7 protein-coding genes are annotated in these 13,508 nt (G+C 51.4%); all 7 read left to right on the forward strand.

Features of this window, described 5'->3' with window-relative positions; genetic code table 11:
• On the forward strand, positions 1-1,244 hold a 1,244-nt coding region (locus JX312_RS02950), incomplete at its 5' end, for a fimbria major subunit (RefSeq protein WP_204457012.1).
• Positions 1,245-1,299: 55 nt separating this feature from the next.
• The gene (locus JX312_RS02955) at positions 1,300-2,313 is read left to right on the forward strand and encodes a FimB/Mfa2 family fimbrial subunit (protein WP_204457013.1); all 1,014 of its coding nucleotides are present in this window, start codon (positions 1,300-1,302) and stop codon (positions 2,311-2,313) included.
• On the forward strand, positions 2,313-3,458 hold the full coding sequence (locus JX312_RS02960) for a hypothetical protein (RefSeq protein ID WP_123403966.1): 1,146 nt from the start codon (positions 2,313-2,315) through the stop codon (positions 3,456-3,458). Before JX312_RS02955 ends, JX312_RS02960 begins: the two co-directional genes overlap by 1 nt.
• Positions 3,459-8,521: 5,063 nt before the next feature.
• Positions 8,522-10,348, forward strand: coding sequence for a DUF4886 domain-containing protein (locus JX312_RS02970; protein ID WP_239653783.1), 1,827 nt, complete (start codon positions 8,522-8,524; stop codon positions 10,346-10,348).
• 264 nt (positions 10,349-10,612) lie between these two features.
• Positions 10,613-11,140 carry an RNA polymerase sigma factor gene (locus JX312_RS02975; protein ID WP_204457017.1) on the forward strand — a complete coding sequence of 176 codons (528 nt, stop codon included), beginning with the start codon at positions 10,613-10,615 and terminating at the stop codon, positions 11,138-11,140.
• A gap of 188 nt (positions 11,141-11,328) precedes the next feature.
• A complete protein-coding gene (locus tag JX312_RS02980; protein ID WP_204457019.1) occupies positions 11,329-12,255 on the forward strand; it encodes a FecR family protein in 927 nt (308 codons plus the stop codon).
• Positions 12,256-12,348: 93 nt separating this feature from the next.
• Positions 12,349-13,508: DUF4832 domain-containing protein (locus JX312_RS02985; RefSeq protein ID WP_204457021.1), on the forward strand; the 1,160-nt coding region annotated here is incomplete at its 3' end.

The raw sequence follows: 13,508 nt of genomic DNA on the forward strand, positions 1-13,508 counted from the left end.
CATTCTATTATCTGAAACGAGTGTCAAACAACGGCCTCAACGACGGATGGAACGCAGCCGGAAGCACTAACGGATGGGCACTCTGCGGTGCTGAAAAACCATGGTACACTCTTCAGACCGACGGTTCGCTCGACCAGAACAGACCCGGAAACTACATTGTCGACTACTTCGCACAGCAGAAAAATGCCGGTATATCCGAAAACTTCTCCACATATTTCAACTACGCCTTCTTCGACAACGACGGCACACTCAACAACGGAAACTTCAACACCGCCGACCAGCGCTGGTATGTATCCGAAATCTCTGATGTCCTTTCCAACGGCAACCCCGACAACTGGGACAACAACGGAAACAAGGGAACATACAAAGTGTGGAGATACCTCACCGAGAATGTCGCTCCCGGCATTGAGAATCAGGTAAACGGAATCTCAACCGCCGTTGTGTTCAAAGGAAAAATGCTTGCCAGCAATGATCTTAAGACTGACCTCACTAACTTGACAGAAGGCACTGCGGAATATCGTAACGCAAAATATCTCAATGACCTTATCAATGCAGTCAACAGCAAAGACGCATCCTTAGGCGATTCATACAAGGCACCGATACTATATTCATACGCAGGTAGCCTCTACTGCACATGGCAGAACGTATATGACGCGGCTGTCAGCGCATCATTCTCCTATACCACAGGTCCCGACGGCAAGATCATCCCCGACTGGAACCGTACAAACTCCCTCTACAAGGCAGTGTTCGGAAACGGTCTGACCGGTTACAAGCTTGTTGACTCCGATGGAAAAGTGATATATAACGACGGCGATGAGAAAGACCTTGACCAGAACTCCGCCAACTATTGCTGGCAGATGTGGAACCAGGCGAACAAACCCGACAACGGCGAGATTCTTGCCAAATACAAGAAAGCCGTGACAGACGCCGGATTCACTATCTATCAGCGCAGCGAAGACAATCGCGAAGGCTGGGGCTACTACTGCTATTATTATTACTGGAACCGCCACAACGACAACGGCAAGAACGGAATCATGGGTCCCATGGAGTTCGCCGTAGTGCGCAACAATGTCTACAAGCTCGCCGTGACACACATCGCGCGTCTCGGACACCCCCGTATCTCCCAGAATGACCCCGACAGTCCGAAACCCGACACCCCCGACGAATCGTCAGACATCTATTTCACTGTCGATGCGGAAGTGGTGCCATGGACAGTGCGCGTAAACGACATCGTTTTTGAATGATAACCGTAAAGACGTTGTTTAAACAGCTTCTAAAACCGCATCTAAAACACCTGCAATGAATTTCCTAAGACGAAACATATTCTCTAAAATCATCCTTACTGCCATAGCGGTCATCACGGGGTTGAACCTTGCTTCGTGCGATTCATTCAACGAACAGCTCGAACCTTGCCCGCAGGGTGCGCGCCTCCGTTTCGTCTATGACTACAACATGGAGTTTGCCAACGCATTCCCCTCGCAGGTGGACTGCCTGACACTCCTTGTCTACGACAAAGACGGCAATTACGTCACCACTTTCACAGAAACGTCTTCAGTTCTCTCCGATGAGAACTGGAGACTTGTTCTCCCCCTTGCTCCCGGTGAATACATATTCGAGGCATGGGGAGGCATGGAATGCGGCGACGCGTCGTTCCGGTTCAATGCCGATCCCTCCTCAATGAATCTGCAGGGACTGCAGACCGCTATTGCCGGTGACTGCCTTACGGCTCCCGTCGGCACCCGCCTGCATTCCCTCTTCTACGGCAGACTGACCATGGAGATACCGGCAGAAAGCACCGATTACACCGAAGGCACCGTCGAGATGATGAAAGACACCAACAACATCCGTCTTCTGCTGCAGAACCTCAGCGGCGAGCCGGTCGACGGCGATGACTTCGTCTTCTCCGTCACGGATGACAACACCGTTCTCGACTCCGACAACATGCCGGTTGCCGGCAACAGTCACACATACTCTCCCTGGGCATCCGGACAAGTCTCCGCCGGTGTGCTCGACAACGGTGACGAGGCTTTGCTGGCATTTGCCGAATTCTGCACTTCGCGTCTCATGCAGTCGCACGACGCCCGTCTGGTGATAAGCCGGCGCAGCGACATGAAGACAATCGTCGACATTCCGCTGATCAACTATCTGCTTATGTTGAAAAGTCAGGAATTCGCAACAATGGGAAGTCAGGAATTTCTTGACCGCGAAAGCCGCTGGAACATGGTGTTCTTCCTTGACAACACCGGCAGCTGGATACGCACTTACATCAAAATCAACGACTGGGTGGTTCGCATCAATAACGCGGAATTGTAATGAATCTCAGAAAAAGATACAGACAGATAGCCGCACTGGCATTCGCCGCATTCCTCACGGGCTGCGGCAACGACATCCCTTCCGTGCCGGAAGATTCCGGTATGGAAGGCACAGGCAACGTGACGCTATCGCTCAACATAGCTTTGTCGGAATCGGGAATAGGCGCGAAAACACGCGCGCCGTTCCCCGATTCGGATGACCTCACTTTCGAGGGTCCCGTGTCAGACTATGAGAAACTGCGCACACTGCGCGTCGTGATAGTGCACGCGGGAGAGGAGAAGACAGGTGTCGTGGAGCACAACCGCATGGTGCTCGTCGAGCCATCCACCGGGGCGATACTCAATGACGACCTCAGGTTCAAGGTGTCGAGCGGCGAGAGGAAACACATATACCTTTTCGCCAACGAAGCCGCAGTCTCCTACGACTTCTCGTCAATAGCCGAAGGTGAACTCTTCCCGAAAACCGAAGTCGAGTCCATAAGACTCTCAAGGAAATCCAACGCTTCCCTGGTCGACAACAGCGCCAGCTCGGTGGAGAAAAGCTTTATACCGATGAGCGAGATGTTCGAGATAGATGTTCCCGTACCTGAATCGCCGGTGGATTTCTTCAGGACAGAACACCTCTTCGTGACCAGATCCGCGATAAAGTTCTCTTTCCATTTCTCTGTTGCCGAAGACTATCCTTCGGAAGGAGTATCAGTTACCGGCATAAAGCTCTACGGTCTTGCCGACGAATGCTACTATCTGCCACGCAACACCATGTACGACCCCGGGAAATACGCCGTTTCAGGCAATCCATCCGGGGGGCGCTTCATCACGGCGTTCGAGACTCCCGCCGACACACCTTTCTCCGATTACATGTTCGCTCCGGTCTCCCCCATCGAGATAAAGCCGGGCATGGAAGCCACACTCTCTCCCTACGTCTATTTCCCGGAATCAAAACAGGACGGACAGAAACATTTCCGGCTGTCTGTTGCGCTTGACAACGGCACAGAACTGCTCACGCCACGCGATCTCACCCTTGACGAGATTCCGAGAAACACCCACGTGAAAATAAACATCGAAATGAAATCGACAGATGCCAAAGCATCAGTCACCCTTCTCCCTTACACAGGCATCAGTCTTGAGCCAGACTTCGGACTCTGATCAGGCTGATTCCGGAACATAATGATTATCTCGATGAAGAATATCCTCAAAACACTCTGCATACTTTCCTCAGTGCTCCTGTCGGCGGCGGTGACATCCTGTGTTGACGAGCGTCTTTACGTAGACCCTGAAATCGGCGAAGGGGAAGCGACTCTGACAGCATCGGTGGTGTTCAGCCCCGTGCGCGATGTGCTCAGAGGTACCCGTGCCTCGGGAAACGCGCTCAAACATGTCAACACTCTCTGCGTGCTCTTTTACGACAGTGAAGGAAACCTTGCCATGAAAGTGCCGCAGGAGAAACTCCTCNGTCTTCAGATTGAAAACAACAACAATGCCATGGCACCCGACACACCGGGCGACGGCGGTCATCAGGCGGAAAGCGACACTCCCAAGGCTACATTCTCGATCGCCGGCATACCATTCGGCAGATACCGCATATATGCGGTGGCGAATATGGGAGACCTTGAGGGATACGATGTCTCGACAGAAGAACTTCTGAAGAACACACCGCTCATCTGGAACGAAGACGACATATCCGCCAACGACCAGATGTTCGGATATTTCACAGCCGCCGACAACCAGTCGAGCCAGGGTTTCGACGCTCCCCTTCTGGCAATCAACCGCTCAATGTATCCGCTCCACGCGTGGCTGAAAAGAGCCGCGTCAAAAGTGACCGTCAACGTCGACGGCAGCGGGCTTTACGACAACGTGCAGGTATGGATACATTCCGTGCAGGTGCGTGNCATCCCGCGCTACTGCTATCTTGGAGCTGACCATTCGGTTTCCGCCCACCTCATCTCTGAGGGTGAATACATAACCTATTCCACTGCCGGCGGACAGACAGGCAGGACTGTGACCAAAGCTGATCCGATAATGCTTGAGAACGCTCATGCCGAAAACGCCGAGGCTCTCTACTTCTACGAGAACATGCAGGGCGAAGGACAAAACAAGCATCAGAGCTGGGACGGCGGCGAATCCATAAAATTCCCGAACGGTAACACCCCGGGCGACCAGGGGTTCAAAGACGGCAAAGAGGCAGGGACCTATGTCCAGGTGTCGGGTTATTACAAGAACTCCGAGGGAGAGGGTCCGATCATCTACCGCTTCATGCTCGGCAAGGACACCGAGACAAACTACGACGCACAGCGCAACTACCATTACAAGCTGACGCTGAAGCTCAAAAACAACGCCAACGACAACGACTGGCACATTGTCTACGATCCGGAGCCCGCGATCATCGCCCCCAACCCATACTTCATCTCCTATACTTACGACCAGAGCATGAACATACCTCTGAAAATAGTAGGGAGACGTCTGATATCGCTCCGCGCCGATATTCCGGAAGACGAGATAAACAAAAACAGCTGGCATGCCATAAATCCCGATGGCTCAAAACCTGTTCCGACACCATACTGGGACAAGGCAACCGACAATCCGGGACCATGGAACGGCTTCCTGTCGCTCCGCAAGACCCGTGCCGCCATTGTGGGTTCCGAATACGGAGGAACCAATCCCACCGCGTATACATACAACAAAACCAACTGGGAGCACAACAATCGCGGATGGCGGGAATATGACACCTCTCTCGGCAAGCATATCGATGCAACCGACGGAGATTACACCATCACCACAAACGGCGGCGGTGAATGGGAAGCACGCATTCCACTTTTCACACGCTCTAAACAGCTTGTTCCGACCACAGGCTACACAGGTAACAACCCCTACGTGGCATACCGCCGTCAGGCAAGCATCGTCTTCACCGCAGAAATCGAAGACGCGCAGGGCGCTGTCCGCACTGTAAAGACCCCTGTGACAATCCAGCAGATGCGACGCATTGTCAACCCGACCGGAATCTGGAGAAGCAAGGATTGTGCAGATCCCTTCCATGTAGTGATGATGGTTCAGGAGGGTGAGCAAGCGACCGAATTCAAACCTCTGGAATCGGCAGGTCCATGGGTTGCCGTTATCAAGAACGGCGACTGGTTCGATCTTGAGCCGACTGAAGGCAAATCGCAGAAAAACCCGGATGGCACTATATCAGGGAAATCCGGCTCAACAGTAGATTTCACATTCCGACCCAAAGGCACGACATCCACACCGAGGTCGGGAATAATCAAGATCTACTATAACAACTACACTTGCATTCACCTCATATTCGTAAGACAGGGATACGCTCCCGTATCGTTCCCCGGCTCAAGCACCAAGTGGCACAGCTTCAACCTTGTCACCCCCACCGAGGAGACGGCTGACCCGGTTATCGAAGGCTCGTATTTCAGGCAGTTCAATACAGAGTTCCCGATTGCCGCCTCCAACAATACAGCGGAATGGTTCGACAAGAACGGAGCATCGCGTTATTTCGCCATCGCCGGTTCGTCGGATTCTAAAAAATGGGATGACATCAGGACTTCTAAAACAGCATGGGACACATTCACAATTGACGGCAAGACATGCCGTCTGCCGAAAAAAGCGGACTTTGACGCCATAACCGGCAACAGCAATACTATATACGGTTACGGAGTGCTCTATACAGATCAGTCTTCCACAGTTGCCGAAAGCGTAAAAGACGCATATGAGGCACGCGATGCAGGAAACCTGAACGGCAAAGGAATGAGGGGAGTGTTCGTTTGCGACACAATCACCGGCACAAACCTCTTCTTCCCTATCGGAGCGTCAGGCTACGGCAGGTTCAAGCAGCTTTCCCCGACGGAAAGATACAACCGCCAGAGAGCTGGCTGGGCTGGTGTGGTCCAATATGCCAACAGATACAAGTACTTCCCCGAAACAGATACAGACGGAGCAGCAGGATATCCTGTTAGATACAAGCCTCTTTTTTGGGATTTATGGGAGCGTCCCGGCGCCTTATACTGGCTGGCGCCCGATGAATCCGAAAAATATGGTCTTGACATCAATTATTACACATACGACTTCAATGTCGGCACTCACGACAATCTCGGCATAGGAAAATGGGAGGGCTGGGCCGGTGGTCCCGACCCGTCGGGAACCGATGCGATTCTTTTGCGTCTTGTCGAGGACTGAGGAAATGACCTGAAATGTGTAAGAACAGTCAAAGGTAACTATAAAAAAGCACCTTAATCTTCTAATCGTTAGAAATCATTTATATGGCAGTGTGAGCTTGCGAAAATTCACACTGCCAACGTTTTATACCCCATAAAGGCGACCTGCCTTTTGAGGAAACAAAAATTTTTCAAAAAAAATCGCATTTCGATCTATAGATTTTTTTTTGAGATGCGACATATATAGTAGAGGCATACGAATTCCGGTCATCAAGGATTCGATGGAAACAGACAACCGAAAAACAAAAACAACAAATAATAACTTAAAATCATTTCTACTATGAGACTGAAAAATTTACTTCTCTCATTCGGTGCCTTCGCCGTTGCGCCGGCATTCGCTACAACCTACTATGTGACTCCCGAGGGAGCTGGCAACAAAGACGGCTTGACTCCGGAAAACGCTTTCGGCGTGGAGGAATTCCGCGAGCAGGCTCTTAAAAACGTCGACGGCGATGTCTACGAACTTGCCGCCGGAACATACAAACCCAGCGCATGCATCATCATCAAAAAAGCGACATATGCTACCATAAACGGCAGCACAGAGGGGAGAACGATCCTGTCGGGAGACAAAAACAATGACAACCACGCATCAGACGGAGACCTTCAGCGTCTTATCAGGATAATGACCGTGACAGGAACGGGNAACACAGACAAACCTGTCGTGATAAACAATATAGACTTTACAAATGTCTATACCAACATGAAAGAGGATCCCAAAGAAGATACAGGTGATGCAGGTGTTGCAGGAATCGGTGCGCTTTACATTGACAATAGCGGTTCCGTAACTATAAACAACTGTAACTTCTATGGCAACTGGGCACAAGGCGAAAAAGGTGGACCGGCAGCACAATGCCATCGAAGTACCGTGAAGTTTGTAAATTGCGTATTCCGCGACAACTCAGCAAACTATCGCGGTGGCGCAGTCAGACTCCGTACTGACAAAGACACCAAGGGTATCACAACCTTCGNAGGCTGCGTATTCAAGAACAACANCAATTANCATGATTTCGGCGGTGCCATCTTCATGTCGCACGNCAACAGCCTTAACATTGTCAACACAACCATCACCAGGAACAAGGCAGCAAGCGGTGCAGCAATATATTCAAACCGTGTAAAATTCCCCGGTGCGCTGAGAATCATAAATTCCACAATCGCGGGCAACACTGTCTCAGGTGATAACGCCGACGGTCAGATAACCACCACACAAGGTGCCAACATGAGCATTGTAAACTCCGTCATCGTTTCAAACGACGAGAAAACTTCCGATATATTCTTCAACAGTGAGCCCAGCACGAAAGATTTCTTCTTTACATCAGGGGGGTACAACTACATCGGCAAAGTAACGGACGCCAACACCGAAGCGCCCAAGAAAATAAACTGGCTTGATTCCGACAAGACAGGTGCTGACTGCACATATGCTTCTATATTCGGAGAAAACACTATCAACAGCGACAATGTCATTGTTCCGGTGAAATACTTTGCCGGTGCATCAGGCTCACAGATCGAGACCGCCGTTAAAGGCTGGGGACTTCCCGCAGGTCTTGCCATTGCCAAAGACCAGAACGGGAAAGAGCGCACCGCAGGAATGATGCCGGGAGCATACGCCATCACGGAAAGCGAGATACCTTCGCTTCCTACCAGCGTAATCACCACTGTTGAAGAAACCGCAGACGCACTTAGCCTCGTAAAAACAGGAAACGGCATCTACACCGTCAAAGGTGCTACTGAAGGAATCTCGGTCTACACCGTCAACGGAGCAGCCGTCGCCGCCACATCGGAAGACACCATTGACATCAGTTCATTCGCAAACGGTCTATACATAATAAAAACAGGTAATGCAATCTTTAAGGTAATAAAGTAAGGTAATAAAGTAGTTTTAATTAAGGTCAAGTTATTTTGAATCAAATCTGAATTTTTCAGAATCCAATCGGGGACGCCATGGTCTGTGTCCCCGATTTTTTAACATTACCTGATCAGAAAAGAATAATCATGAAAAAGTTTTTTTCAAATTACTGTCATATCTTTCCGTTAATACTGTTTCTTCTCATTGCCGTCATGACATCCTGCTCCGAGACTCTTGACGAGCCGGATCTCAAGCCCGAGGACAAGCCAGAAGAACCGGCGACAGAGATTACGGTGACAGCATCCGGTCATGTCTCCCTTTCCCGCCGGCAGAGCAGTGACATCACACTGACATTCGGAGGCTCGGGATACGATTCGTTTCAATGGACATGCGCCTCGGCGAATCCCGAAATAGCCCGCGCAAGCCGCAAGGACGACTCGACGATCACCATCACAGGTATCGCAGCCGGTGAAACCCGCGTCACTGTCGAGGCGACAGCCGGAGATGCCAAGGCTTCCACTACAATCAATGTAAGCGTGGAGCAGGGCACGGTAAGGATTCTCGCCATCGGAAACAGCTTCTCGCAGGATGCCGTGGAGCAATATCTCTACGACCTTGCCAAAGCGGCAGGCATCGAGGTGGTGATCGGCAACATGTATATCGGGGGCTGCGACCTCGACAAGCATTACGCCAACCTGCAGAGCGATGCCCCGGCATATGAATACNGCAAGGTAACAGCCGGAGAGAAAAAGAACCGCACGGGAGTGCACCTGTCGGAGGCACTGGCAGACGAACCGTGGGATTATATCAGCCTTCAGCAGGCGAGCGGAAAATCAGGGAAATATGACACATACTCCTCACTCCCCGCGCTTATCGGCGGCATAGAGTCAAAAGCTCCCGAAGCCTCATTGATATGGCATCAGACCTGGGCATACGCCTCCGGTTCAAACCATGAAAGTTTTCCCGCATACGGCAAAGACCAGATGACTATGTATAACGCCATCGTGTCATCCGCTCGCAAGGCAATGACCGACAACAGCTCGCTCACACTGATGGTGCCTTCGGGTACGGCGATCCAGAACGCCCGCACAACTTATGTAGGCGATGTGTTCAACCGCGACGGCTATCATCTTGAAGTAACCTACGGACGTTACACCGCCGCCTGCACATGGTTCGAGGCACTGTTCGGCATAGATGTCACCACAACCACCTACGCCCCCTCCACAGTCAGCGAAGAGATGGCGGCGATAGCACGTCTGGCGGCGCATAGAGCGGTAGCGGCTCCGGACAAGGTAACCACAATTGACGAATATGCGACTCCGGCAGTCAAGGAAGGAGACCTCACCTCACCTGTATACGTGGATTTCGGACCCAACAGCTTTTCATCGTCACCCTGGAACAATTACACGTCATTCGAGCCGTCGTCAACACCCGTATGGCTAAAAGACAGCAACGGCGATTTCGTCAGGGCAAGCGTGAAGATACTCGGCGGATTTACCGGCAGCTATCTCGGCGTGAGCGGAGAAGACAAACACTCGGCAATCATAGCGGCAGGCACGGAATTCCCTGTCACCGCATGGAAAGACGGTCTGACAGTTGCAGGTGTCAAAGGAACCGGAAACACCACTGCGGCACGTCTTGCCATAACCTCTCTGAATGCATCGGGCAGATATGACATAACACTCATGGCGGTAAGATTCAACGGCAGCCGTGACGCCCGGATAANATCCTACAGGGTAACAGGCGNNACCGCGCACGAANAGAAACNGGTCAGAACCGGACTCAAGATCGCTTCTTCGGGCACGGGGGTCTATCCCTCGTTCGACAAAGTGCCCTTTGAGGAATATGCCGTGACATACCGCGGAGTGACGCCGGCAAGCGACGGCACTATAACCGTCGAGGTCACAGGCATCGACACCGGTGTGGCATGCGAGGGACATCTGAACGCATTGGTTATCGCACCCGCTAATTAGAGCGCACACTCTGAACATATTGCATCATACTGAATCGGATCGGGGACGCAGCAGCCTGTTGTCCCCGATTTTTTAACATTTTAATTTTACCGATTAAGAATATTTTATCTAAATTTGCAGAACCATGAGTACAAGGCGCCGGCACCTTGTACTCCCCTGCAGGGGAGCGACACAGATAATCAGGCTATCGGCGATTGAGCCGCGGATTAAGGAGCAAAGCAATAACGGGCAGTGCAAGCAATTGAGGCAAACATAATTTACAGGATGGCGAAAGGCGATGAGAACGCACTTGACGCATTCATGGATTTTTATTCTTCGCATCTATACCGTATCGCATTCGGAGTTACGGGCAACAAGGAAACCGCGGAGGAGATAGTCAGTGATGTGTTCTTCNATGTGTGGGAGCAACGCCGTAAACTTCTTGAGATAGAAAACCTGCCCGGATACCTGAGAAACACGACATACCGCATGTCCCTGACAAGATACCGCCATGAGGACACCCGCGATTTCTCCTGCCTTTCAATCGATGACATCGAGGAATTCCATCACTTCCCCGTTGTCAGTCCTGACGAGGAATATGTGTCAAAGGAAGAAGTCGAATCCATAAACCGCGCNATCGAAGAACTCCCTCCCAAATGCAGACATGTTTTCACAATGGCAAAACTTGAGAAAGTCTCATACAACGAGATCTCAACACTGCTCGGCATTTCATTACCCACGATAAACTACCATGTGAAGACGGCGGTTGACTATCTCAAGAAACGGCTGCTTAAATCAAAACCGCCCGATTAGCGGTCGCGGCGGGGGACAAAAAAAACGTCGGTTCTAATTAAAAATTATCCGAAAATTTAACGGATTCGACCCCGAAAAACAGATTTTTCTCAAAAAAACACATTTTTTTCAAAAAAAAACGGATTTCGACCTATAGATTTTTTTTTGAGATGCGACATATATAATAGAGACGGCAATCAAAGCTAAAGATGAAAGAACAGAAACATAACAACCATACCCAGGGGCAAGAGGGTTCAAGAGCCCTCGACCACCTGTTGGACGCATGCCGTTTCCAGCCGGTAGACAACACAAGGATAAAAAGCCTTGTGCATGAAAAAATCCGCAAGGAAAAGCTGGCAAGGAAACGCCGCCTGCGCAACATATGCGTTGCCTCCCTTTCGGCGGCGGCATGCATAGCGTTGGTATGGTTTGCCGGTGCCGGCGGTTTCACAGCCCCGTCGCCCGATCTGTCTGAAGCATCCGTGAGTGAACTCGCACACGCCGGATATAACGAAGTCATTGTTCCTGCGGGACAACGCCGGGAGATCACTCTGCCAGACGGCTCTCATCTTATCGCCAACGCACATTCCAGAGTCTTGTATCCGGAACAGTTCAAAGGTAACGAACGTCACATCTTCGTCTTCGGAGAAGTTTTTCTTGAAGTGGCAAAAGACCGCCGACACCCATTTGTAGTCGAATCGAAAGGATTCGATGTCAGAGTATTGGGCACCACTTTCAACATCCGCAACTCCTCCGACTCCACAGCATCTGTAGTGCTTGTGGAGGGTTCCGTGGAGATTGATACGGAAAACGACAGAAGCGTAAGACTGCGGCCCAACGACATGGCGGAGCTGCTCAACGGAGATGTGACTTCTCTGACACGCATCGATCCGGATGACTACACATCCTGGACAAAAGGGCTGCTGCACCTCACCGGCATGCCGCTCTCCGAACTCACCCGCAATCTGGGTGACTACTATGGGATTGAAATCAGATGCCACAGCTCACTGGCAGACACCAGAGTATATGGCAAGCTTGACCTTCATAAAGACATCGACACGGTAATCGAATCAATACGCGAGATTGTGCCGATGAAAATAACAAGGAGCGGAAACGTCATTACTCTGAAACCATAAAAACTCAGACTCCAATCCTTACATACTTCTCTCCTCCCAAGTCAGGGCATACGCTCCGACAGCACCCTTATTGTCTAAAAAAAGACACCATATATGACTCACAGAACCGACCTGACGCGGATAATATCCGCAATCATGATTCTTCTATCGGCAGCGGGAGCGAACGGCACCCGCACCGTGAACTTCGAGCCTGACACGCTTCGCGTGCTCCGCAACCCGCTGCAGGGATGGGTGATGTACCTCGGCAGAAACTGGGATGAAAATTTCTGGGAGGAGAAAGGCTACGACCACATGAAAACCACCGGCGACACCACTACGGTGCGCGTGTCGGATTATGCTTCTTGCGCATATATACGCACGAGCTGGGTATCATTCGAGCCGGAAGAGGGGGAATACGCCTGGAACGATCCCGACAGCCGGCTGATGCGCCTTCTGCGTAGCGTACGCGAACGCGGACTCCGCATAGCTTTCCGCATCGTCATCGACGGCAGAGACCAGGGACAGAACACGCCGCAATATGTGTTTGACGCCGGTGCCGAAGGTTATTACGACCCGAAGAACCCCGGCAAAAATCTCTCCCCTTATCCCGATGACCCCGTGTTTCAGGAGAAATATTCAAAATTCTTCCGCGAGTTCGCCCGTCATTTCGACAACCCGGATGAAGTGGAGTTCATCGACGCGTATTCATTGGGGAAATGGGGTGAGTCTCACTCCATGATCTATAAGGACAACAGCAACAAGAAAAAGGTATTCGACTGGATAACCGGTCTCGCCACAGACTGTTTCAGACGCGTGCCGATGCTTATCCATTACCACCGTATGCTTGGCGATCCCGCCGATGAAGGATGGGGAAGCGTACCCGCCGATGCCGCGGAACTCATATCCGCCGCAGTGGCGAAAGGATTCTCCCTCCGCCACGATGCATTCGGGATGCACGGCTACTATCAGGACTGGGAAAAAGAGATGGCGCGCAAATGGAATTTCAAACGCCCCATCATAATGGAGGGCGGCTGGATCACCGGTGCGCACCACCGCTACTGGCGCGATCCTTCGGGACTCTATCGCGAAGGGCACGCGGAGGATGTTCGCAAAGGGGAATACGATGCCTCGGAAGAAGCGAGAGTCAACATGATGGACTTCCGCATCAACGACGAGACCCGCTCCTGGTTTGAAGACGCGTTCCCGCTGGTGAAGAGTTTTGTGGCTCACGGAGGATACCGCCTCTATCCCGCCTCTGTAGAGACTCCCGAGAG

Source organism: Barnesiella sp. CU968, assembly GCF_905219685.1.
GTDB lineage: Bacteria > Bacteroidota > Bacteroidia > Bacteroidales > Muribaculaceae > Lepagella > Lepagella muris_A.

Bases quoted from the DNA above. Each gene is read 5' to 3' on its own strand.
- JX312_RS02955 (WP_204457013.1), top strand. From the start codon at position 1,300: ATGAATTTCCTAAGACGAAACATATTCTCTAAAATCATCCTTACTGCC.
- JX312_RS02960 (WP_123403966.1), top strand. From the start codon at position 2,313: ATGAATCTCAGAAAAAGATACAGACAGATAGCCGCACTGGCATTCGCC.
- JX312_RS02980 (WP_204457019.1), top strand. From the start codon at position 11,329: ATGAAAGAACAGAAACATAACAACCATACCCAGGGGCAAGAGGGTTCA.